Origin of the sequence: Pseudoalteromonas sp. PAB 2.2 (genome assembly GCF_001938575.1) — a bacterium.
GTDB lineage: Bacteria > Pseudomonadota > Gammaproteobacteria > Enterobacterales > Alteromonadaceae > Pseudoalteromonas > Pseudoalteromonas lipolytica.
This window is the reverse complement of sequence record NZ_LYPI01000010.1, coordinates 155,297-180,559: the sequence shown is the minus strand read 5'-3', so window position 1 is coordinate 180,559 and position 25,263 is coordinate 155,297. Positions and strand designations below refer to the sequence as shown.

Here is a 25,263-nt window from a genome sequence, read left to right as displayed (position 1 = left end):
TATCCTCTAAAATGGGAAAATAGAACTGCTAAAGAAGCGAGTTAACCAACCCGCACTTTGCGCTTCTTGAAGTTGACCTTTACCTGAGTATTGAATGCGCGCATTCGCAACTCGGTTTGAAGTCACCGTATTATCTGCTGTCACATCTTGGGGACGCACTAAACCTTCAAGACGAATAAACTCTTCACCGGTATTTAAAGTAAGCCACTTTTCGCCACGGATCACTAAGTTACCGTTCGGCAAAACTCGCATAACATTAACTGAAATATCACCAAATAAGCTGTTCGATTGATTCGATTTAGAATCACCTTTAAATGATGAATCTGAACCAATGCCAAATTGGATACTATCACCACCTATATTCACAGGATTGCCGCCTAAACCAATGACTGGGTCAAGGCTTGCGTCGGTTTCTTTATCGGTTTCGGTTTTCGCCGCTTTGGTTGCCTGAGTCGATTCTTGCAGTTTAACCGTGATGATATCGCCTGCCCGCAACGCTTTTTTATCTGAATACAGGTCATTTGATAAATAACTATCAAATAATGAACCAGTGGGTACCATTTGCTCTGCTGCAGGCTCTGGGTACATTGGCGCATAGTAAGGGTCATCCTGAACCACATGGTTATTTTGTGTTGCCATACAACCACCGAGCAATAACGCTGTTGATGTGACTAAGATAATGTTACGCATGCTGCCTCCTACCCATTATAACTGTTGGTTAATGTAACTAAGCATTTCATCAACAGCCGAAATCACTTTTGAATTCATTTCATAAATTCGCTGTGTTTCAATGAGGTTAACGAGCTCTTCTGTTACATTCACATTTGAAGTTTCAAGTGAACCTTGTACAACAGTTCCTAAACCATCAATACCGGGATTACCTTGCACAGGAGCCCCACTTACAGCCGTTTCGGTGTAAAGGTTTTGACCCATAGGCTCAAGGCCAGATGGATTGATGAAATCACTGATAGTTAGCTGACCAATAACAACATTGTCAGCTTGGCCTGAGATACGCACCGACACTTCACCATCTTGTGATACCGTAATTGATTGTGCATCGTCTGGCACATTCATCTCTGGTTGCACAGGAAAACCGGCTCCCGCGGTAACAATGCGGCCATCTTCATCGGTGGTAAATTGACCATTACGCGAATAAGCGATATTGCCATCTGGGAGTAAGACCTCAAAAAAGCCCGGTCCTGAAATCATCCAATCCAATGAATTTTCAGTGGTAAGCATGTTACCTTGTGAAAAGTTCTTTTGGTTAGCAACCACTTTCGCACCCGCGCCTAACATCAAACCTGATGGCATTTCAGTGTCTTGTGAGGAACGACCACCTGGCTGATTAATATTTTGATACAGTAAATCTTCAAATACGGCGCGGCTTTTTTTGTAACCGACCGTGCTGGCATTCGCGAGATTATTTGAGATCACCGAAATATCGGTTTGTTGGGCGTCAAGCCCGGTTTTACTGATCCACAATGCAGGATTCATAACTCTACCCTCTCAGTCATCTTAAACAATGCGTAACAGCTGATCTTGACGTTCATCAAGCTCTTCCGCTGTTTTCATCAATTTAACTTGTAATTCAAATTGGCGTTGATTGCTGATCATATCGACCATTTCGTGTACGGGGTTCACGTTCGACATTTCAAGGGTGCCCGAAAGCACTTTTACATTAGTTGAAATATCGCAAAAACCACATAAGTCATTTACCAACATGTCTGGCTTTGGCCTAAATAAGCCATCATTGCCTTTTTCTAGTTGATTGTTATCGGCTTCGATTACCTTTAAACGATCAACCACTTCTAAAAAGTTTGCAGGTGCCCCTTGTGGACGCACCTGAATTGACCCATCAGAACTAAATTCAATCTTCTCGATTGGTAAAGGCAAAATAATGGGGCCACCTTCGCCAATAACTTGACGACCATGACTGGTCATCAATGCGCCATCGGGAGTAATATTCAGCGTGCCTGTTTTGGTATAGGCTTCATTGCCCGATGCATCTTGTACGCTTAACCAACCCCGATCACTCATGGCAATATCAAGTTCTCGGCCTGTTTCAACAAAACCACCCGACTCCATGTTAGAACCTGGGCGCTCTTGCATTGCGAATACACGCGATGGCAAGCCTTCGCCAAATGCTTGCATTGAGCGTGCTTGTGCAAAATCAGCTTTAAAGCCAGTGGTGTTTGCATTTGCTAAGTTGTTTGCCTTTAATTCAAGGCCACGCAAGCTTTGCTTTGCACCAGACATGGCAATGTAGACCATTTTGTCCATAACATTGACTCACTAAAAATACGATAACTATGAAATGCAATAAAAGTGCCAAAGTAAAATTGACGCGGAAATAAGCAAAGGAAAATAAAAAAGGCTGCCAATAGAGGGGGCAGCCTTTCGTGTCGGATTAAGCTTAGAGCCGCTAAAATTAACGGATCTGTAAGATATTTTGTTGTAATGTTGAGTTAACTTCTAAGGCACGTGAATTCGCCTGGAAATTACGCTGTGCGCTGATAAGGTCAACCAGTTCATTCGTTAAATTAACGTTTGATTGCTCAAGTGCTGATGAGTTAATTGAACCCAATGTGCCTGAGTTTGGCTCACCCGCAATAGGCTCACCCGAGGTTAAGCTTTTCTTCCAAGAAGTATCACCCGCTTGTTGTAAGCCTTGAGAGTTTGAAAAGCGCACCATAGCAACTTGGCCTAAGAATGAAGTATCGCCATTGCTGTATGAAGCAACTACTTTTCCATCTGCACCAATATCAATGCCCGCTAAACGACCGACTGTCGCACCATCTTGCTCAAGTGCTTTTACTTCAAAGTTACTGGCGTATTGCGTAGGCACTTTATTAGCGGTGCCTGCTTCATCACGCCAATTAACCGTGATTTCATTCGGGAACTGTGCGCCATTACCAAGTAGTGTCGATAAACCTGTCGAAGCATCTGAAGGCAAAATAATGTCATCAAATGTGGTTTCTGGAGCGGTTACGTTCGGTAAACCCGCCGCCGTGAACTCAAGTGTATCAATTGGCGTGTGTGCACCTGTGCCCGTTGCAGCACCTGAAGCATCAAACGCTTGACCATCCATTGTGGCGTACACTTCCCACGTATTTGGCGTTGCTGTAGGGTCTTGCTTTACAAAAAATAACTGCACAACATGCGGCTCACCTAATGAGTCATAAACAGTTGTTGAAGTAGACGAGTTATAGCTCGTGCTATCAGTTGGATCAAAGGTTGTCGTTGTTGGCGTATCGACACGTGCGTCTAAATTCATTGAGCTGTAGATATTACTCGTATGACGAGGCGAACCTGAAGCATCTGGAATTTGAATCGGTGAAGTAGTACTTAAACTTACCGATGTCGTATTACCCGTTGATGGGTCAACAGGGAAACCTTGCAGGTAGTTACCATTGGCATCAACAACAAAGTTATCTGCATTTAATTTAAATGCACCCGCACGCGTATATGTAAAGTCTTGTGATGCGATGTCATCACTCATCGCAAAATAACCTTCCCCTGTGATTGCTAAATCAAGTGAGTTATTTGTGAATGATAACGACCCTTGGTGAAACTGTTGTGCAACCGTTGCTGTTTTAACACCGTCGCCGTTTTTTGTTTTACCAGAACTAAATACTGACGATGCGTACACATCAGCAAACTCAGCACGCGACTCTTTAAAGCCCGTTGTGTTTACGTTGGCAATATTATTTGCCGTTACGTCTAAATCTTTTTGTGCGGCTGCTAAACCTGTTAATGCAATATTGAAGCTCATAACTCACCTCTAACCTATCTCTTAGCCTAAGCTAACCCAAACCTTTTTAATTATGCGATTTCAGCTATATCAGTTAGCCTAACCGCACCCTCTTTTGTATTTACGATAATGCCGCTGCTGCCATTAATATTGACACTTTCAATGTTCTTAAAGGTTGCCAGAGGCATGCTGCTGTAGTCTCCATTTACGAAGCCTTCAGCGCTAATATTGTATTCGCCTTCAGGAAGAACATTGCCCTCACCATCTTTACCATCCCACTCGAAACGGTGAGCACCGGCAGATTTCGATCCTAAATCAATCGTGCGAACTAATTGTCCCGTCGAATCAGTGATTCTTAACGTAAGAGATTCAACAGCTGTTTCTGCCACAACGGAACCTTTAGCTAAATTTTCGCCATCAAAGTCAATAGTCTCTGACTCAAGCAACGCTTGCTTACCCACTAACGTTGACGCTTGTAATGCCGAATTTGATGTCATGGATGCAGTGAGTGACTCAAATTTTGTGTTTAAATTTGAAATACCTTCTGCCATGGTAAAGTTCGTCATTTGCGCAATCATTTGATCGTTATCAGCAGGATTGCTCGGATCTTGAAACGACAACTGCTGCGTTAACAACGAAAAGAAATCTTCTTGAGACAGTGTGTTACTGTCTTCTTTTGCTGTTGGCGTGTTTGTCTCATTCCAACGCAAGCTATCCATATAGGATGATGATGCAGAGCTGATGTCGTTACTCATAACTTATCCTCGATTACCGTTGTCCTAACAACAGTGTTTTACTTAACATTTGCTTAGCTGCATCAGCAACTTGCACATTTGTTTGGTAAGAGCGAGAGGCAGAAATCATATTAGCCATTTCTTCTACAACGTTGACATTTGGTTTATAGATATACCCATTTTCATCCGCGCTGGGGTGATTCGGGTTGTATTCTATTTGTAGCGGCTTATCGCTCTCTACAATGCCTAATACTTTAACGCCAACAGAAGAGCCCTGCGGATTACTTTGCGATGCTGACGCTTTTGTAAGTTCAGCAGCAAACACAGGATGGCGCGCTCGGTATGTCTGGTCTTGGCTTGAGCTAATTGTATTTGCATTCGAAATATTACTTGCTGTGGTATTTAAGCGAACATTTTGTGCGCTCATACCCGTGCCCGAAATATCAAAAACATTATATAAACTCATGATTAAGCTCCTTGACTACCGAGGGCTTTTTTAAGGCCTTTAATTTTACTACTCATAAATTGCAGGCTTGCCTGATACTCTAATGAGTTTTGTACATACAAGTTTCGTTCCACTTGTATATCAACAGAGTTACCATCACCTGTATCTGCTTGATTTGGCGTACGAAACATTTCTGAATTACCAACAAATCGGCTGCCACCGGCAAGGTGTTTCTCATCCGTTCTTACCATGCTATTGCCGCCGTGCTGGTTGCTTTTTGCCGCTTTTAATGCGGATGCAAAATCGACATCTTTCGCTTTATAGCCCGGCGTATCAGCATTAGCGATATTTGTCGCTAATAACTCAGCGCGTTGTGAACGGATCAACATGGCATGAGGATGCACACCGAATGCTTTATCAAAACTGATAGCCATAACCATCTCCAAAAATTTGACTCTCCTTAGCTAATGCAAAAGGTAAGCCAAAAATTAAGCATGATTATTTTATAATTAAGATGTTGATATATAATGAAATTAGCAACCTAAGAACTAGGTTGCTAAGGAAAGATTACTTTTTCTGGTAGATGATACCCGGATTACATCGCACCATATCAAAACTGTCACTAAGGCCAGCCATTGACTCTGAAGCGCCTAAAAACAGGTACCCTTTTGGATTAAGTGCTTGCGCAAATTGCGCGATAATTTTTGCTTTTACTTCGGGTGCAAAGTAGATCAATACATTACGGCAAAAAATAATATCAAATTTCCCCATCAAGGCATACGAATCCAATAAGTTTAAATGCCTAAAACTGACCATTTTCTTTATTGGATCAACTACTTGAGCCATACCGTTACCACTGTCTTTAAAAAACTTTTGACGTCTTTCAACAGACAGGCCACGTGCCAAAGCCAGTGAGTCATATTCTGCGTTTTTGCACATATCAAGCATAGTATTAGAAATATCTGTGCCGATAATTTGTGCGCCCATTTTTAAAACGCCAGGTTGCTTAGATTGAAACTCAGCAACCGACATGGCAATAGAATACGGTTCTTGACCTGATGAACTTGCCGCTGACCAAATTTTAATTGGACGACGCAATTCTTTGAATTCAGGGAAAAGTTTAGTTTTAAGCAATTCAAATGGGTATTGATCACGAAACCACAAAGTTTCGTTTGTTGTCATTGCATCAACCACTGCGGCACGAAGCTGCCTCTCGTGAGGACTCAAGGTTTTACTTACCAACTGTGACAATGACTCAACATTAAAACGCGCCATCAAGGGTGCCAGGCGACTTTTCACTAAATAAAGTTTGTTATCGCCTAGTACAATGCCACATTGTTGCTCTAAAAAAGAGCGGAACTGATCGTATTCGCTTTGTTGTAAGTGCTTATTTTCCAAAGTAATACCACCTATAAATAATTAATCACAATGAACCCACTTTTTAACGGCAGTCGCTAATTCGTCTGGGTTAAATTTTGCAATAAAATCATCGGCACCCACTTTTTCTATCATCGCTTGATTAAAAACACCACTGAGTGATGTATGCAAGATTACATGCAAAGGTGATAACTTTGGATCGGCCTTAATTTCTGCGGTTAAGGTGTAGCCATCCATTTCTGGCATTTCAACGTCTGAAATTAACAAGCCAACTCGCTCAGTAATATTATTTACACAATCAAGTTCTGCTATTTCACGTAAGCGTATTAAAGCTTCTTTACCATTTTTAGCGAGTTCAGTTTGTACACCGAGAGGTTCTAACGCACGTTTTACCTGATTACGCGCAACGGCCGAGTCATCAGCAATAAAAACGATTCGCTCCCCTAAATCTTTTTGGATTTCTCCCTCACCAATCACATCCGCACTTACTTCAGTGTTAACAGGGCAAATTTCGTTAAGGATCTTCTCGACGTCTAAGATTTCTACCAGTTCGTTTTCTATTTCAGTGACCGCGGTTAAATAAGAGTAACGCCCTGCACCTGAAGGTGGCGGCATAATTTTTTCCCAGTTCATATTAACGATGCGCTCTACGCCACCGACTAAGAACCCTTGCACTGAACGATTGTATTCCGCAATGATAATAAAACTATCTTTGATATTTTCAATGGCAGGACCGCCAACAGCCATTGATAAATCGATAACAGAAATGGTTTGACCACGAATGTGTGCAACACCACGAATATAAGCATTCGATTTTGGCATGTTTGTAAGCGGTGGACATTGTAGAACCTCTCTTACTTTAAACACGTTAATACCAAAGCGTTGTCGCCCTCTGAGTTTGAATAATAGTAATTCAAGGCGGTTTTGCCCAACCAACTGTGTACGCTGGTTTACTGAGTCTAAAATGCCTGCCATTTCAATCTCCTAAAGATAAACAACCAGAGCCGGAACAATAATTGCTTACTTTGTGTTAAAGCTACATAAGGTTACGAAGCGTCTGTTTTTTGACGCAAAATATTTATACCTTGTTTTCAACAATAAGCATAGTCGAAACAATATGAGTTTGTTAAAAAAAAGCCGAAGATACAGTGTTTTTTATTTTCTTTCTAGCTTGTTATTTGCCACGCATCTACAAGCTGAAGTGTATAATAACGAGCAACTTCAACAAATCGCTATTGATTTTGTCAGCGAGCAGATCCCCGATCTCGATACGGCACCGCAAGTAAGTGCATTACCACTTGATAGCCGTATTCCAGAAAGATTGTGTGAATCGCCATTAAATAAAACATTACCGACAGAACCTCCTTTTAATCGGCAGGTTACCGTACAACTTAAATGCGATGACATAAATAGTTGGACTCAATATGTGCATGTTCGCATTATTGAGCTGGAACCCGTTGTTGTCGTAACAACCAATTTAGCACGCGGTGAAGTAATTAGAGCAGAGCATTTGCGCTTAGAGATGAAACCTAAGCAGTTTGTAAGAACGCAATATGTTCAAGAAAAATCAATGCTTGTCGGCAGTCGTAGCAAGCGCAATATTCGCAGTGGTGTGCCTATTGTAATGAGCCAAGTTTGCATGGTGTGTAAAGGCGACAATGTGACTATTTATGCTTCACTGCGTGGCTTGAGGATCAAAACAACAGGTATTGCGCTTGAAGATGGCACATTAGACGAATTAGTACGTGTAAAAAACAAAAAATCAGGTAAAGTATTAAATGCACGTGTGGATGGTGTTGAGTCTGTGCAAGTGAATATTTAATTTTTTATATTTATGCTAAAGTATCCGCTGTGCCCGCCGATATATAGGCATATGTTGGGTAATGTATAGGTCAAAAATTATGGTAAGCAATGTCAATAATGGTCAACAACAAACTTCTGTGTTGACGAATACCAAGCAAAAAAATCTTGATTTACAAAAAGATAACGCTAACGCGGCAGCGGCAAAATCGACAGCGCCAAAAGCAAGTGCAGATTCGGTAAGCTTAACGCCTCAAGCTAAACAACTTAAATCTTTACAAGATAAAGCTGAACAGTCGTCTGGCTTTGATAGCAATAAAGTGGCTGAGTTAAAAAAAGCAATCAGCGAAGGTAAATACCAAATTGATGCTGAAAAGTTAGCTAAAAATATCGCCGCATTTGAGTTTGATGTGTATGGCTGATCATAATCATTTAATCGCCAGCAAATTAACACAACAAGTCACTTGTTTAGAGTCTATTGCTGTGCTTTTGGATGATGAATTAACAGCCATTGCTGCAAAACGTGGTGAGGGGCTAAAAAGTATTGCCCAACAAAAAGTCTCTCTACTACAGCAAATTCAGTCAATAGATAAAGAAGTGCAAACGCTGGTTAGCAAAAATGACTCGCCAGATGATGAAGTAAACGAACTCATTTCTAAAGTAAACTCTCTTCTTGCAGCCTGTAAAAAGAAAAATGATGTGAATGCACATGCAGCTCATCAAGCCCAGCTTAGTGTTAAGCAACTAAAAGATATCTTGATTGGCGCACCTTCATCGATGACCTACGATCAAGGTGGCAGTGTGATTCAAGGCGATAAAAAAATAGTGCATAACCTTAAAGCATAATGCCCGTTACTCGTTTCTCGTTACCCGTTGCTCGTTACCCGTTGCTCGTTACCCGTTACCCGTTGCTCGTTACCCGTTACCCGTTGCTCGTTACCCGTTACCCGTTGCTCGTTACTCGTTTCTCGTTTCTCGTTTCTCGTTTCTCGTTTCTCGTTTCTCGTTTCTCGTTTTACAAACTACCCAATTCAAAAAGAAAGCGCGATAATTATCGCGCTTTTCTTATTTAAGCTTAACTATTTATCTAAATATCAATTGAGTTATTGCCTCCCTCAATGAGTTTTTTGATTAGCTCATCTGACTCACTTTGGATATTACTGGCAGGCTCTGACGTGACTTCTGTGTTGCCTGTAAATGCTAAGCTCTGACTTTCACTGTTGCTATCAAGGGCAAGTAAATTGCTTTGTTCACTATCACTTAAGACATCTTCGATAGTCACGTCAAGCGCAGCAATACCCCCACTTGAGGTAGGCTCTGGGCTTGCATCTAATAGAACAAGGCTAAGATCAATACTTTCTGCAGTTTGCTCGTCAGCCTCAATGCTGTCAGATCCTAAGGCCATTTCTTCAGGACCCGCACCGCCAGTGCTTGCGGGCTCTCCATTAATTTCAATATCATTGCCGTTAATATCAACAACGCGCACATTACCAATTGAATCTGTAATGCTAAAGCGTGCATCTGCTAGGCCTAAACCCAATATATCAAGCAGGTTAATATCAACGATATCTATTGACCACTGTCCATTTTGTACAACCGAGCCGCCTTCACTCAATAAGGTGATCCCTAAAGCAAGGGCGTTATCTAATTGCACGATAGCCCCATCTTCTGCATCCGTTGTGCCGTCAAAGCCAGTAATGACAAGCCCTAAGTTTAGTAAAGAGTTAACATCTATATTCTCAAGTGTCGGCGGAATCGTATCAATTTCTAATCCTGAAATTGCACCCGTTGTTACGCCACTACTAACAATCGTTGCGGTTACCGTGTAAGTGCCATCCACTAACGCACTGTCTGGTGTTACACTCCAAGTGCCATCACTTAATGAGGTAACCGTTTTCGTTTGTTGCGTAGTGCCATTATCAAACACCACTTCTATTTCACTGTTTGGTGCAATTGATTTACCCGTAATGAGCGGGGTGTCATCGTTGGTGAGCTGTAACCCATCATCAATGGTTATAGTCAATCCAGCATCAATAATACCTGAGGCTGTTTGCTCTGTAGTGCGGTCTTCAGCATCTGTGACACTTGCCGTTACAGTGTAAGTGCCATCAACAAGTTCAGATAATACTTCCACTGACCAAGTGCCATTACTGTTCACTAAGGTCGTTAGCGTTTGTGAAGCACCATCGGCACCTTGCACAATCAGTGTCACAGTTTGCCCTGTTCCCACAGTACTTGTGCCGCTTATCACTGGCGTTGTGTCTGCTGAGATAGCGGGTACATCTAATGTCAATTCAGGGGCAGAATTGTCAAAAGTGTCTGTACTAATAGTCGTGGTATTACCGGCGGCATCTGTCGCTGTTGCCTCTACATAAGCTAAGTTCAATAATGACACCGACAAGTTCAATACTTGCCAATCACCATTGGCATCAACGGTTGCTGTATATGGCACACCAGCCACTCCACCGACGAGGTAGTTTGTTATCGTAATAACACTGCCTTCAGGTAAGTCAGATGTACCAGATAAAGAGACCAACAGACCTAATAGGAAAGATGGCACAATGGTGAGCTCTGGGGCTACGGTATCAACTTCGCCACCTGTTTTACTGTCTGTTCCGGTATTACCCGCAGTATCCGTGATACTTGCAGTAACAGAATAAACTCCATCGGCCAACACTTGATCTGCTGCTGCTTGCCAGTCACCGTTCGCATCGGTGGTCGTTGTAACACTGTGCTGTGCTCCACCGGCTGCGATAAAGGTGACTGTAATAGTGCTATTGGCCGCATCAGACGTACCACTAATAAGAGGGGTTGAGTCGTTCGTTAAAGTTAAACTACTTTGATCAATGCTAACGACAGGTGCTGTGGTATCAACCGCAGATGTCGTTGAAGCGCTGCCATTGTTTCCTGCGGTATCCGTCACGACTGCGGTTACCGTATACGCTCCCTCAGCAAGTGCTTGAGTCGCTTCAACTTGCCAATTTAAACTTGCATCTAGTGTCGTTTCGACACTGTGACTTACGCCGGAAGAGTCTACAAACGTAACGACGACTCGATTGCCTGCCACTGCGCCAGTTGCACTGCCCATTATCACTGGCGTTAAATCGGTTGAAACAGCCACAGTGTCAATGACCACATTCGCAGGTGTAATATCAATCACACCCGATGCAGAGGCTGAGCTGGTGTTACCAGCAGTGTCAGAAACGCTTGCTGAAATCGTGTAGGCACCTTCAGCTAATGCTGTACCTAATGCAACAGACCAAGCACCTGATGCGCCAACAACCGCAGATGCTGTCACAATATCGCCCGCACTGTCGGTGACACTTATCGTCACCACGCTACCCTGTGGTGCATCACTTGTACCACTGATTGTTGGTGTGGTGTCATTCGTGATTGCTGGAGAGTCAACTGTTAACGCTGGCGGAGTGAGATCGATGTCACCTTGACGACTTGCCGTACCAGTGAGTCCATCTTCAGACACACTTGCTGTAACAGTATAGTTTCCTTCACTGAGCGGCGTTGTTAAGTCTACAGTCCATGTACCGCTGCTAATAGTGGCGATAGCTGTTTGGCTATTACCAAGTGCATCGACAACAGTAATGGTCACTTGAATACCGTCAGCTGCATCACTTGTTCCCGAAATGGTCGGTGTGGTGTCGTTAGTGACTGCAAGAGCATCAATCGAAATTGTAGGTGCATTGGTATCTAGCGTTGCCGTGTCTGTTACCGTTGCCGTGTTGTTTGCAGCATCGGTAATTGTCGCTGTAATAGTCAGTAAGCCATCAGCCAATGCTGTTGGAACATCTGCTGACCATGACCCATCAGCCTGAACAGTTGCAGTAAAGCTGTATGTATTCCCATCATTTACCACACTAATATTTACGGTGCTGCCTGCAGGCTCATTGGTGCTACCACTAATTGTTGGTGTTGAATCATTAATAGTCCCTAAACCATCAAGAACCAACTCAGGTGTAAGAGTATCAATTGACCCCGTTTCGGTGTCAGTACCAACATTACCTGCAACATCTGTGATAGTCGCTGTGACACTATAATTGCCATCTGGCATAGTACTCGGTGTTACTTGCCATGACCCATCACTTTGGACGGTTGCCGATAATGTTTGTATATCGTTGTTGCTATCTGTCACCGTAACAGAAACCTGAGTACCTGTGGCTTCTGTCGATGTGCCCGAAATAACAGGCGTACTTGAGTTACCAAGTCCCAGTGTATCTATCGCCACAACGGGGGCGACGGTATCAACCGTTATAGATGCCGTTGCAGTTTGCGTATTATTAGCATCATCCGTTATGGTCGCCGTAATAGTGTAACTGCCATCGGTAATATCAACCGGTACTATAAACTGCCAAGTACCATCTGATGCTACTGTGGTGGTAATGGTTTGTCCTGCAACCTCAACGATAACTAAGCCGCCTATTTCGTTACTACTACCTGAAATAGTTGGACGCGCGTCAGAGGTGCCATCAACCGCGTTAACAACTAAGGTTGGCGCAATGCTGTCTAACACACCCGATGTTTGCTCTGTAGTTAAATTACCGACCTGATCCCTTACCGATGCCGTTACTGTAAAGGTCCCTTCAGCTAGCGCTGTGGGCACATCGACAGACCAAGTTTGGTTACTTTGCACAGTTGCAGTAAAGGTTTGTGAATCACCATTGGCATCTTGAACGGTGATGTTGATCACCGTGCCTTCTCCCATATCCGTTGTGCCCGAAATGGTTGGGGTTGTATCATTTGTTAATGCATCAACAGTAACCGTCAGCTCAGGCGCCACATTATCAAATTCTAATGTGCTCACAGTAGCAGTGTTACCCGCCGCATCTGTGCCACTTGCCGTAACATAAGCCAGGCTAATAAGTGGGACAGTAATGTTGGCAAGCGTCCAATTACCATTTGCATCAGTCGTGGCGGTATAAGTCGCACCTATTAAGCCCCCTACTAAATGTTCAGTAATTGTGATCACACTGCCTTCTGGCAAATCTGATGTGCCCGATAAGCCAACTAAATTTCCTAATAAGAATGAAGGAATAATACGGATATCTGGTGCAATTGTATCAACTACACCACTGTCTGTGGCGCTGCTGTTATTACCCGCTGAATCACTGATACTCGCTGTCACACTGTAGTTACCATCGGCCAATGCTTGCGTCGCATCGACACTCCAATTACCTGACGCATCGGTGGTCACTGTCACTGTGTGGCTGGTGCCATTGGCATCGGTAAAGGTCACATCTAAATTCGTATTGGCTAAATCTGATGAGCCAGTGACTGTGGGTGTGTTGTCATTGGTTAGCGCTGGTGCATCAATGGTGATGGTTGGCGCGGTCACATCAATTGTGCCGGTTTCGGTGTCGGTGCCTGTATTACCGGCGGCATCCACAATGGTTGCAACAACGGTGTAATCACCTTCGGCGAGTGCCGTTGCTGCTTCAGCTGACCAACTACCATCGGCTTGTACAGTTGTTGTTACTGTTTGAACATTACCCGCACTGTCGGTGATGGTTAATGTAACAAGCGTCCCCGCAGGCACGCCTGTACTTTGGCCACTAATTGCTGGTGTTACATCGTTACTGTCGGCAATCGCATCAATACTGACAACTGGCGCGGTGATATCCACTTCACCGGTGGCACTTGCTGATGCTGGGTTACCAGCTTGATCGCTGACTGTCGCGGTAACGGTGTATTCGCCTTCCGCTAGAATCGTGCTGGCTGCCACTGACCAACTACCATCACTTTGCATGGTGGTGGTCACGGTGTGACTGTTGTTGTTTGCATCGGTGATCACCACGGTGACTGTGCTGCCTTGTGGCGCACTGGCTGTGCCGCTAATCGTCGGGGTGGTGTCGTTTGTAATACCCAGTTCGTTAATGTCAATCGCTGGCATGGTGGTATCAATAATACCGGTGCGTGTGGCGGTGCCAGTGTTACCATTTTCGAGCACTGAGGCGGTCACGGTAAACTCACCTTCTGGTAATGCGGTTGTCGGCGTGACACTCCACGTGCCCCCACTGACGGTGGTGGTAATTGTTTCGACAGGGTTTATCCCATCATCAATCACAACCGTCACCACACTGCCATTCTCAGCATCACTGGTGCCGTTGATGGTCGGTGTGGTGTCATTTGTTTCACCAATCACATTAATCGTGACACTTGGGGCCGTGGTGTCAAGCAGTGCACTGTCGCTTGCGGTGGTGGCGTTGCCTGCCGCATCCGTAATGCTCGCATCAATCGTGAAGGTGCCATTATCCAGTGGGCTAGGGACATCGGCGCTCCAAGTGCCATCCGCTAATACTGTCGCGGTGAAGGTGTAGGTGTTGGTGCCATCAGAGACACTTAAGTTCACCACACTGCCCGCAGGCTCGTTAGACGTACCGCTAATGGTTGGGGTGGTATCATTCACCGTTCCCAAGCTATCAATTGCTAAGCTAGGCGGTAAGGTATCAATGCTGCCGGTGCCTGTGTCTGTGCCAACATTGCCCGCAGCATCAGTTATAGTGGCAGTCACAGTGTACGCACCATCTGGCAAGCTGCTTGATGTGGCTTGCCATGACCCATCAGCTAAGACTGTCGCGGTCAAGCTGTGTGAATCACCATTGCTATCAACGATGCTAAGGTTCACGACCGTGCCAGCAGGCTCTGTTGACGTCCCTGAAATAACCGGTGTACTGTCATTACCTAAGCCATTGTCATTTACAGTAACAACGGGGTTGGTGGTATCGATATTGCCTGTGGCGGTAACGTTGCTGGTGTTGCCTGCATCATCACTGATGGTCACGGCAACCGTGTAGCTGCCTTCGGCTAAGGCTGTCGGTACTTCAACGCTCCAATCACCACTGCTATTTACGGTGGCGGTGAGTGTTTGCTCTGCCCCATTGCTGTCGGTGACTGTCACGGTGACGGTGCCGCCCACTTCATTACTACGACCACTGAACACCGGCGTGACATCACTGCCCTCACCCACACCAGTGAAGGTTAGTGTTGGCGCAAGGGTGTCGATAACACCGGTCACGGTTTCTTCGCTTAAGTTACCAACCCCATCACGGACACTGGCTTCAACGCTAAACTGACCATCGGCTAAGGCGGTGGTTGGGCTCACACTCCAATTACCATTAGCATCAACAATGGCGGTCAGTGTTTCTGTTGCACCGTTGGCATCGGTGACAACCACGCTGACTTGTGCCCCTTCACCGGCATCGGTGGTCCCGCTAATAAGTGGGGTGTTGTCGTTTGTCAGTGCATCCACGCTCACGGTTAAAGTCGGCGGTGTACCATCAAAATCGGTTGAGGTAATCGTGCGTACATTACCGGCTTCATCAGATGCACTTGCGGTGATAGACGCTAAACTGAGCAGTGGTACAGTTAACCCGGTCAATGACCAATCACCATTGGCATCGGTTGTCGCAGTGTATGTCACTACGCCACCACCTACCAAGTTTTGGGTAATGGTGACCGTGCTACCAGCCGGTAAATCAGAGGTACCGCTTAAAGTAACCAATTGACCCAGTAAGAAGGTCGGCACAAAGGCAAGCTCTGGTGGAATTGTATCAACTACACCACTGTCTGTAGCGCTGCTGTTATTACCGGCTGAATCGCTGATACTCGCTGTCACACTGTAGTTACCATCGGCCAATGCTTGCGTCGCATCGACACTCCAATTACCTGACGCATCGGTGGTCACTGTCACTGTGTGGCTGGTGCCATTGGCATCGGTAAAGGTCACATCAAGATTCGTATTGGCTAAATCGGATGAGCCAGTGACTGTGGGCGTGTTGTCATTAGTCAGCGCTGGCGCATCAATGGTGATGGTTGGCGCGGTCACATCAATTGTGCCAGTTTCGGTGTCGGTGCCTGTATTACCTGCGGCATCCACAATGGTTGCAACAACGGTGTAATCACCTTCGGCGAGTGCCGTTGCTGCTTCAACTGACCAACTACCATCGGCTTGTACAGTTGTTGTTACTGTTTGAACATTACCCGCACTGTCGGTGATGGTTAACGTAACAAGCGTCCCCGCAGGCACGCCTGTACTTTGGCCACTAATTGCAGGTGTTACATCGTTGCTGTCGGCAATCGCATCAATACTGACAACAGGTGCGGTGATATCTACATTACCTGTCGCATTGTCTGTGCCTGTGTTACCAGCAGCGTCTGTAACAGAAGCTGTGACTGTAAATGTACCTTCGGCTAATATAGTCGAAGCGGCAACAGACCAACTACCATTGGCTAATACTGTCGCGACAACTGTGTGTGTATTTCCAAGAGAGTCAGTAATAGTCAAGGTGACTAAACTGCCTGCACTTGCGTCTGTCGTACCGCTAATCGTTGGAGTGGTATCATTGGTGTCGTTAATATCATTTATGGTGATACTAGGCGCAGTAAGATCGACTGTTCCTGTGCGTGTTGCCGTGCCATCAATAGTATTAACCGTCACCGTTGCGGTAACTGTAAAACTTCCTTCTGGTAACGCATTGTTTGCTGTCACAAACCAAACCCCGCCAGTGACCGTTGTGGTTAATGTTTCTACCGGATTGACACCATCATCAATCACAACTGTCACCGTGCTGCCATCAGCGGCATCAGTTGTGCCCGTAATCGTAGGAGTTGGATCGTTAATTTCACCAATAACATCTATCGCAATGCTTGGCGCAGAGGTGTCGAGTGTAAAGCTTTCAGAGGCTGTTGCTGTATTACCAGCAGCATCTGCAACCGTTGCCACAACCGTGTAATCATCGTTTGTTAGTGACGATGAAGTAACAGACCAGTCGCCATTTCCATCAACCACCGCTGATAAGTTCAGCGTATTACCGCTTGAATCAGTTACAACTAAAGAAATAACTGTGCCAGCCGGTTCTGACGAAGTCCCACTGATTGTTGGCGTATCTGTATTGACCGTCCCTAGATTATTAATGGTTAATAATGGTGGCGTTGTATCAATACGACCCGTGCCTGAGTCTGTGCCAACATTGCCTGCTGCATCGGTGATCGTTGCAGTAATAGTATAATCGCCGTCAGGTAATACAGAGGCATTTGTTTGCCACGACCCATCGGCAGCTACAGTCGCAGTAAAGTTATGTGTATCCCCATTACTGTCAATAACAATAATACTGACCAGTGTTCCCGCAGGCTCGGTTGAGGTACCACTTAAGGTTGGTGTATCGTCATTACCTAGGCCATTATCATTCACAGTAACAACCGGGTTGGTGGTATCAATATTACCTGTTGCAGTCACGCTGCTGGTGTTACCTGCATCATCACTTACTGTCACCGTGACGGTATAATCCCCTTCAGCAAGACCATTAGGAACTTCTCTACTCCAGGTTCCGTTGCTGCCAACAATGGCAGTAAAAGTTTGTACTGTGCCATTGCTATCCGTGACAGAGATAGTAACCGTCGCACCAATTTCATTACTGGTACCACTTAACACCGGCGTGACATCACTGCCCTCACCCACACCAGTTAAGGTCAGTGTTGGCGCAAGAGTGTCGATAACACCGGTCACGGTTTCTTCGCTTAAGTTACCAACCCCATCGCGGACACTGGCTTCAACGCTAAACTGACCATCGGCTAAGGCGGTGGTTGGGCTCACGCTCCAATTACCATTAGCATCAACAATGGCGGTCAGTGTTTCTGTTGCACCATTGGCATCGGTGACAACCACGCTGACTTGTGCCCCTTCACCGGCATCGGTGGTCCCGCTAATAAGTGGGGTGTTGTCATTTGTCAGTGCATCCACGCTCACGGTTAAGGTCGGCGGTGTACCATCAAAATCGGTTGAGGTAATCGTGCGTACATTGCCGGCTTCATCAGACGCACTTGCGGTGATAGACGCTAAACTGGCCAGTGGTACAGTTAAGCCGGTCAATGACCAATCACCATTGGCATCGGTTGTCGCAGTGTATGTCACTACGCCACCGCCAACCAAGTTTTGAGTAATAGTGACCGTGCTACCAGCCGGTAAATCAGAGGTACCGCTTAAAGTAACCAATTGACCTAGTAAGAAGGTCGGCACAAAGGCAAGCTCTGGTGGAATTGTATCAACTACACCACTGTCTGTGGCGCTGCTGTTATTACCGGCTGAATCACTGATACTTGCTGTCACACTGTAGTTACCATCGGCCAATGCTTGCCCTGCATCGACACTCCAATTACCTGACGCATCGGTGGTCACTGTCACTGTGTGGCTGGTGCCATTGGCATCGGTAAAGGTCACATCAAGATTCGTATTGGCTAAATCTGATGAGCCAGTGACTGTGGGTGTGTTGTCGTTGGTTAGCGCTGGCGCATCAATGGTGATGGTTGGCGCGGTCACATCAATTGTGCCAGTTTCGGTGTCGGTGCCTGTATTACCGGCGGCATCCACAATGGTTGCAACAACGGTGTAATCACCTTCGGCGAGTGCCGTTGCTGCTTCAGCTGACCAACTACCATCGGCTTGTACTGTTGTTGTTACTGTTTGAACATTACCCGCACTGTCGGTGATGGTTAATGTAACAAGCGTCCCCGCAGGCACGCCTGTACTTTGGCCACTAATAACAGGGGTTACATCGTTGCTGTCGGCAATCGCATCAATACTGACAACAGGCGCGGTGATATCTACTTCGCCTGAGGCCGTGTCGTTTCCTGTGTTACCAGCAGCATCTGACACCTCAGCGTCAATGGTATAACTGCCTTGCGCTAATGCTTGAGATACAGCAACTGACCAACTACCGTCGGCTCCCGTTGTTGCCACCAGCGTTTGCACATTGCCCGCACTGTCTGTAATTGTCAGCCTAACTTCGGTGCCGGTTGGCACACCTGAGGTTTGTCCGCTAATGACGGGGGTTGTGTCGTTTGTCACAGCTTGTGGGTCGATGACCACTGTCGGTGCTGTGGTATCAATAAGACCTGTTTCGGTGTCTGTACCTTGATTTCCGGCTGCGTCTTGCACTGTTGCAACAACGGTGTATTCACCTTCAGCGACCGCATCTAACGCCTCTACAGACCAACTACCATCATTGTTAACGGTTGCAAAGAGTGATTGCTGCACGCCTTGGCTGTCTGTGATCACTATACTGACAACAGTGCCCGCAGGAACTCCTTCTGCCATACCACTGATCACTGGTGTTACATCTGAACTTGGTGCAAGTGCATCCACCGTGATGGTAGGTGCGGTAGTATCCACAACACCAGTCGCGGTATCAGAAGCTGTATTACCTGCCGCGTCACTTACTGTTGCTTCAACGGTGAATGCGCCTTCGGCAATAATCACATCAGCCTCAACTGACCATGAACCATCTGCTAAGGTAGTCGTAATCAGGGTTTGCGTATTACCGTTACTATCTGTCACCAAGAGGGTAATTTGTGAGCCTGCAGGTACACCCGTTGTTTGACCAGACAACACGGGCGTTACATCATTTGTGTCGGCAATATTATCAATGCTGATTGTAGGGGCTGTTAAATCAATAATGCCTGTTTCGGTGTCTGTTGCTTGATTACCTGCACTGTCGGCAACCACCGCGGTTACTGTATATTGACCTTGGGCTAAGTCTGTACTTGCCGCCACAGACCACGAACCATCTTGTGCCACCGTCGCTGAAACAACCTGCGAATCCCCATTACTGTCTGTAATGGTCACGGTTACAATACTACCCGACACTAAACCCGATGTTTGGCCTGAAATTAATGGCGTAACATCACTGGTATCTGCAAGTGCATCAATAGTGACTGTCGGAGGGGTTATATCAATTAAACCCTGTGCACTGGCATCGCTGGTTAAGCCATCCACAGTGACCGACGCCGACACCGTGAAACTCCCCTCACTAAGTGCTTGTGTTGGTTCTACACTCCATACGCCATTTTGCACTGTCGCAGTAACAGACTGGCTATTATTATCACTGTCTTCAATGATGACTGTTATTAGCGTGCCATCAGGGGCATCAGACGTACCGCTAATTGTCGGTGTTGTGTCATTGGTATCATTAATGGCATCAATCGCAATACTCGGTGCAGAGCTATTAAGAATAAAGGCGCTGTTAGCTTGCGCTGAATTACCCGCCGCATCGGTCACAGTAGCAGTAACACTAATATTGCCATCTTCTAACTGAGCAGGTACATCGCCTGACCAGCTGCCATCGGCATTCACAATTGCTGTAAATTCATAACTTGCGACACCATCAGTGACCACCACTGTTACGATGCTGCCCGCAGGTTCATTTGTTTGACCACTGATCGTTGGCGTGGTGTCATTCACTGTGCCCAGATTATCAATCGAAATGGTCGGCGCAGTGATATCAATCACCCCAGTATCCGTTACTTGAGTTTGATTACCTGACTCATCCGCGACACTGGCTGTGACTGTAAATGCGCCCTCAGCCAAAGGCGTATCAGGGCTGATAGACCACGTACCATCAGCAGCTACAACAGCCGAAAGAGTTTGCGTCGCTCCATTGCTATCTGTAACAACAACCGACACAACCGTGCCAGCAACTGCATCTGTAGTACCCGAAATAAGTGGGGTTGTATCATTTGTAAGCGGATCGAAATCAAGCGTTAATAGCGGACCCACACCATCAAAATTACCAATTTCGGTATCTGTGCCTGTATTACCCGCATTATCAGTGATACTGGCCGTCACTGTAAATTGCCCTTGCGCGACTGCACTGGTTACAGGCACAGACCAATTTCCATTGGCATCGACTGTGGTGGTATACACTTGGCTATTATTTTGCGAATCAACCACTGTCACAGTCACTGTACTGCCATTCACGGCACCTTGTGATGTACCCGAAATCACTGGTGTGCTGTCGTTTATTGAGCCTATCGTATCAATTGTCACGCTAGGGGCCGTAATATCAATCACCCCTGTAATTGAGTCGCTTGCTGTATTACCAAATTGATCAGTCAGCGTTGCATCAACGGTAAACTCACCCTCAGCTAACGCTTGCGATACTGTAATGGTCCAATTACCATTTGCATCAACCTGTGTGGTAAAGGTTTGAGCCACGCCAGATTCAGGCGTAATCACCACGGTGATTTGATCTCCCGCTGTCGCGTTTAATGTAGACCCTGAAATGGTGGGGGTTATATCATTTGTCTCACCAACAGCGTCTATTAAAATAGTCAGTGATGAACTATCGATTAGACCTGTTTCAGTGTCAGAGGCTTGGTTGCCTGCATCATCTGCCACCAAGGCTGTTACGGTATACTCACCTTCAGCAAGGCTTGTAGGCACATCTGCACTAAAGCCACCATTATTGTTGGTTACCGTTGTAAATGTTTGGCTATTGCCGTTGGAGTCAGTGACCACGAGCGTGACTGTTGTTCCAGCATTAACACCTTGTACCGTACCTGTAATGGTCGGGGTGTTGTCGGCACTGCTCCCTAAGGGATCAAGATCAATAATTGGCGCGGTTAAATCGATATTACCCGTTGCGGTATCAAGCGCTTGATTGCCAGCTTCGTCTGCCACTGAAGCAGTTACCGTGTATTCCCCCTCTGCTAGGCCGTTTGGTACATCCGCACTAAAGCCACCTGCGCTGTTGGTTAAGGCCGTGAACGTTTGGCTATTGCCATTAGAGTCAGTGACCACAAGCGTGACGGTTGTACCCGCATTAACGCCTTGCACCGTCCCCGTGATAGTCGGGGTGTTGTCTGCACTGCTTCCAAGGAAGTCAAGAGCAATAATAGGAGCTGTTAAATCAATAACGCCTGTTGCTGTATCAAGTGCTTGATTACCCGCAGGGTCACTCACCGTGGCGGTGATTGTAAACTCACCTTCTGCTAAGACCTGATTTGCACCGACTTGCCACGTGTTGTCAGCATTTACAACCGCAGTTAAGACCTGTTGATTGCCATTGCTATCAACAAGCGTAATAGTGACTAAAGTGCCGGGCTCAACGCCCGAAACAACACCCGATATAACGGGTGTAACATCATTTGAATCCGTAAATTCGTTTATCGCAATGCTCGGAGCGGTTAAATCAATAACACCTGTTTCAGTATCTTCAGCACTATTACCCGCTTTGTCCTGTGTTTGTGCAACAACCGTAAATTCACCTTCCGCTAATTCATCAGTGACTGTAACTGACCAGCTACCATCGGCATTAGTAATTGTTGTGAATGTTTGTGTACTGCCTGCACTGTCTGTCACACTTACCGTGACTGTCGTTGCTGCATCAAGTCCTTGCGTCGTGCCTGATATTGTCGGCGTTGTGTCGTTACTATCAGCCATTGTATCAATGTTGATAATAGGCGCGGTCAAATCGATAGTACCTGTTGCAGTGGCGGTGCTGGTATTCCCGGCTTCATCACTGACACTTGCTGTGACAGTGTAATCGCCTTCGGCTAATTCGCTGGCAACATCGACCTGCCAGTTACCTTGCGCATCGGTTGTAGCTGTTAGTGTTTGCGTTACTCCATTGCTGTCTGTCACAAGCAATGAAACGGTAGTACCTGCGGGTACATCAAGTACTGACCCTGAAATTGTTGGCGTTGTGTCATTGGTATCATTAAGGGGATCAATGAAAATAGTTGGATCGGTTAAGTCAATTTCACCAATTTCACTGGCTGTGGCCGTGTTACCCACCTCATCCGTAACGGTTGCCGTGACGGTAAATTGGCCTTCAACCAAAGGAATGGTGGCCTCTACAGACCAATCACCATTTGCATCGGTAATAACCTGTATTGTTTCTGTCGCGCCATCACTGCCTATAAAGGTCACGGTGACCACTGCGCCTGGGGCAACATCTTGGGTCGAACCCGATACGCTGGGGGTTGTGTCATTGGTATCAATAATAAAGTTAATACTGACTGTTAGGTCAACATTACCGATTGCAGTAGCTTGCGCTTCGTTACCTTGTGGGTCTAGCACGGTTGCTACAACCGTAAAATCCCCCTCAGGAAGAGGTTGAGTCATTTGAATAGACCAACTTCCGTCAGCTTGTGTAATTGCTAATAAATTAAATACGCTACCATCACTTGCTGTAACAGACAGCATGATAGTTGTGCCCGGCGCAACTCCCTCAGTTTGACCACTTAGTAATGGCGTGGTGTCGTTGCTATCTGCAATAGAATCGATCGTGATTGAAATAGGCGAAAACGCCACTGTCCCAGAAGTATTAGCCGTCGCAGAATTTCCTGCCGGATCTGATACTGTTGCAATCGCAGTAAAACCGCCTTCAGGTAATGCTGTGCTCGCCTCCACACTATAGCTGCCATCAGCTAACACAAACGCTGTAAGCGATTGTGATTGGCCATCACTACCCACAACTTGAATAGTCACTTGTGTGCCTTCTGGCACACCCTCAACACGACCAACAAACACAGGCGTGGTGTCATTCGTATTAGCAATGGCAGTTAAGGTGATGTCTGGTGCCGTTAAGTCAATCACCCCTGTTGCGCTATCCTGTGCTTGGTTTCCTGCCAAGTCGCTGACAGTTGCAGTCACCTCAAACGGCCCTTCAGCCAGTTCACTTGGAACATCGAGAGTCCAATTACCATTAGCATCGGTGAGGGCGGTTAAAGTCTGTACTTGGCCATTTATATCGGTTACCACAACCGTCACAACGCTACCTTCAACCACACCGACTACATTACCGGTTATGGTTGGCGTGGTGTCTTGCGTATCATCAATTGGGGTAATATTTATTATCGGGGCGGTTACATCAATAATACCAGTGGTGCTTGCTTGTGCTTCGTTACCCGCTGCGTCTAAAACAGTGGCTGTGACGGTAAATTCGCCTTCAACCAACGCAACTGGCACATCAATTGTCCAGCTACCGTCGTCAGCAACAATCGCTATCACGGTTTGAATAGCGCCATCGGCTGCAGTAATCACCACCGTGATCTCACTGCCAACAGTCACCCCACTCACATTGCCTGAAATCGTGGGGGTTGTGTCATTAGTTTCACCAATTGGGTCTATGTTTATCACCGGTGCCGTTAAATCAACGAGTCCATTTTCTGTATCGGTGCCTTCGTTACCTGCCGCATCTACAGCCGAAGCCAATACGGTATATAAACCTTCAGCAAGCGCTTCTGTGGTAATACTCCAATTACCTTGCTCATCAACTTGGGTGACAAATGTTTGTACTTGGCCTGCGCTGTCTGTCACCGTAATTGTGACATCATCACCTGCGCTAATGCCTGATACAGAGCCATTAATCACCACCGTTTGTGACGCAGAGTCGGGCAATTCATTAATGGTAACAACAGGCGCGATGGTATCGATATTCGCACCAATCGTGTCACTCACAGGGTCGCCATTCGGGTCAATAGCAACCACTTCAATCACAATAGGGCCATCAGGCAGTGGATCCAAAGGTGGAGTCGTAAAGGTACCATCGGGTTGAACAACCACCGTAACCACTTGGTTATTACCATTCACATCGGTGACAGTCACGGTGACTGTTTCACCAACAAGATTTTCAGTGGTTCCTGTGATCACAGGTTGAGAGTTATTTATAACACCTGGGTCATCAATACTAACCGTTGCCGTTAAGGTGTCTGTTGGGACAACACCATCGGTTGTATCACGCGGCGAAAAAATACCACTGCTATCGCTATTAAAACTATCATCAAATGCGAGACTTGAAGGGTCAATGCCCTCTGCAATACGTGCTAATTCTACAAATGAAGTACCGCCACCTGAGGTCGCTCCCCCTGTACCACCAGCGGCAGTGGCTTCTAAACTATCGAGAATATCGCCACCGCCTTCAAGCGCATCTAAAAAGTCGCTTATGTCACCACCTTGCTGCGGGTCTGGGGTTGTTTGATTTGGTTGATTCAAGCTTGCAATGGCGTCGTCAATACTGTCATCAAACACCGTATTTTCAGAGCTATCTTTGACCTCTTTTGCGAGTAGGTCCGGCGTAATGGTGACCTTTTTATTAGCAGGAATAGATAAAGACTCACCTTGCACGTCAATTAACAATGTTGACTTATCCGCAGTGATAACGGTATCACCCACAGTGATAACATCACCCACACTCAGTGCTTTAATTGACCCATCGGCTTGAATAATACCGGCAGAGCCTTGTACATCAATAACTAATAATTGGTTCGCATCCATTTGCTATTCCTCAACATATTTAAATTGCACGCGTATAACGTAAATCTAGTAGAGAAACAGCACTTAGTTACTGGACTATGGTACAGGTTTT

General features: G+C 46.0%; 13 protein-coding genes. 3 read left to right on the top strand and 10 right to left on the bottom strand.

Going from position 1 to position 25,263, the window contains the following annotated elements:
• Positions 1–6: 6 nt before the first annotated feature.
• The 9 genes from flgH to BWD47_RS09210 all read right to left on the bottom strand — a co-directional run bounded on the left by flgH (position 7) and on the right by BWD47_RS09210 (position 7,282).
• Positions 7–690: a flagellar basal body L-ring protein FlgH gene (flgH, locus tag BWD47_RS09250; protein WP_036970191.1), complete on the bottom strand. Its 684-nt coding sequence runs from the start codon at positions 688–690 to the stop codon at positions 7–9.
• A gap of 15 nt (positions 691–705) precedes the next feature.
• Entirely contained in the window at positions 706–1,494 is a 789-nt protein-coding gene (flgG, locus tag BWD47_RS09245; RefSeq protein WP_036970195.1) for a flagellar basal-body rod protein FlgG, read from the bottom strand.
• A gap of 21 nt (positions 1,495–1,515) precedes the next feature.
• Complete coding sequence (locus BWD47_RS09240) at positions 1,516–2,280, bottom strand: flagellar basal body rod protein FlgF (protein ID WP_075593854.1); 765 nt, start codon at positions 2,278–2,280, stop codon at positions 1,516–1,518.
• A gap of 148 nt (positions 2,281–2,428) precedes the next feature.
• On the bottom strand, positions 2,429–3,772 hold the full coding sequence (gene flgE, locus BWD47_RS09235) for a flagellar hook protein FlgE (protein ID WP_074988697.1): 1,344 nt from the start codon (positions 3,770–3,772) through the stop codon (positions 2,429–2,431).
• 50 nt (positions 3,773–3,822) lie between these two features.
• On the bottom strand, positions 3,823–4,506 hold the full coding sequence (locus BWD47_RS09230) for a flagellar hook assembly protein FlgD (protein ID WP_036970204.1): 684 nt from the start codon (positions 4,504–4,506) through the stop codon (positions 3,823–3,825).
• A gap of 13 nt (positions 4,507–4,519) precedes the next feature.
• Positions 4,520–4,951 carry a flagellar basal body rod protein FlgC gene (gene flgC / locus BWD47_RS09225; RefSeq protein WP_036970207.1) on the bottom strand — a complete coding sequence of 144 codons (432 nt, stop codon included), beginning with the start codon at positions 4,949–4,951 and terminating at the stop codon, positions 4,520–4,522.
• 2 nt (positions 4,952–4,953) lie between these two features.
• A complete protein-coding gene (gene flgB / locus BWD47_RS09220; protein ID WP_036971676.1) occupies positions 4,954–5,364 on the bottom strand; it encodes a flagellar basal body rod protein FlgB in 411 nt (136 codons plus the stop codon).
• 133 nt (positions 5,365–5,497) lie between these two features.
• Positions 5,498–6,328 carry a protein-glutamate O-methyltransferase CheR gene (locus BWD47_RS09215; protein ID WP_036970209.1) on the bottom strand — a complete coding sequence of 277 codons (831 nt, stop codon included), beginning with the start codon at positions 6,326–6,328 and terminating at the stop codon, positions 5,498–5,500.
• A 21-nt stretch (positions 6,329–6,349) separates the two neighbouring features.
• Positions 6,350–7,282, bottom strand: coding sequence for a chemotaxis protein (locus tag BWD47_RS09210; RefSeq protein ID WP_036970211.1), 933 nt, complete (start codon positions 7,280–7,282; stop codon positions 6,350–6,352).
• A gap of 142 nt (positions 7,283–7,424) precedes the next feature.
• Here BWD47_RS09210 and flgA point away from each other — a divergent pair, with 142 nt between their 5' ends.
• The 3 genes from flgA to flgN all read left to right on the top strand — a co-directional run bounded on the left by flgA (position 7,425) and on the right by flgN (position 8,953).
• Entirely contained in the window at positions 7,425–8,129 is a 705-nt protein-coding gene (gene flgA, locus BWD47_RS09205; RefSeq protein WP_075593853.1) for a flagellar basal body P-ring formation chaperone FlgA, read from the top strand.
• Positions 8,130–8,208: 79 nt separating this feature from the next.
• A complete protein-coding gene (gene flgM, locus BWD47_RS09200) occupies positions 8,209–8,529 on the top strand; it encodes a flagellar biosynthesis anti-sigma factor FlgM (RefSeq protein WP_036970217.1) in 321 nt (106 codons plus the stop codon).
• Positions 8,522–8,953, top strand: a complete 432-nt coding sequence (flgN, locus tag BWD47_RS09195) for a flagellar protein FlgN (protein ID WP_075593852.1) — start codon at positions 8,522–8,524, stop codon at positions 8,951–8,953. Before flgM ends, flgN begins: the two co-directional genes overlap by 8 nt.
• Positions 8,954–9,194: 241 nt before the next feature.
• On the opposite strand, the gene BWD47_RS09190 is transcribed toward flgN, so the two are convergent.
• Positions 9,195–25,172: an Ig-like domain-containing protein gene (locus BWD47_RS09190; RefSeq protein ID WP_075593851.1), complete on the bottom strand. Its 15,978-nt coding sequence runs from the start codon at positions 25,170–25,172 to the stop codon at positions 9,195–9,197.
• Positions 25,173–25,263: the final 91 nt, after the last annotated feature.

Bases quoted from the DNA above. Each gene is read 5' to 3' on its own strand.
- flgH (WP_036970191.1), bottom strand. From the start codon at position 690: ATGCGTAACATTATCTTAGTCACATCAACAGCGTTATTGCTCGGTGGT.
- flgG (WP_036970195.1), bottom strand. From the start codon at position 1,494: ATGAATCCTGCATTGTGGATCAGTAAAACCGGGCTTGACGCCCAACAA.
- BWD47_RS09240 (WP_075593854.1), bottom strand. From the start codon at position 2,280: ATGGACAAAATGGTCTACATTGCCATGTCTGGTGCAAAGCAAAGCTTG.
- flgE (WP_074988697.1), bottom strand. From the start codon at position 3,772: ATGAGCTTCAATATTGCATTAACAGGTTTAGCAGCCGCACAAAAAGAT.
- BWD47_RS09230 (WP_036970204.1), bottom strand. From the start codon at position 4,506: ATGAGTAACGACATCAGCTCTGCATCATCATCCTATATGGATAGCTTG.
- flgC (WP_036970207.1), bottom strand. From the start codon at position 4,951: ATGAGTTTATATAATGTTTTTGATATTTCGGGCACGGGTATGAGCGCA.
- flgB (WP_036971676.1), bottom strand. From the start codon at position 5,364: ATGGCTATCAGTTTTGATAAAGCATTCGGTGTGCATCCTCATGCCATG.
- BWD47_RS09210 (WP_036970211.1), bottom strand. From the start codon at position 7,282: ATGGCAGGCATTTTAGACTCAGTAAACCAGCGTACACAGTTGGTTGGG.
- flgA (WP_075593853.1), top strand. From the start codon at position 7,425: ATGAGTTTGTTAAAAAAAAGCCGAAGATACAGTGTTTTTTATTTTCTT.
- flgM (WP_036970217.1), top strand. From the start codon at position 8,209: ATGGTAAGCAATGTCAATAATGGTCAACAACAAACTTCTGTGTTGACG.
- flgN (WP_075593852.1), top strand. From the start codon at position 8,522: ATGGCTGATCATAATCATTTAATCGCCAGCAAATTAACACAACAAGTC.
- BWD47_RS09190 (WP_075593851.1), bottom strand. From the start codon at position 25,172: ATGGATGCGAACCAATTATTAGTTATTGATGTACAAGGCTCTGCCGGT.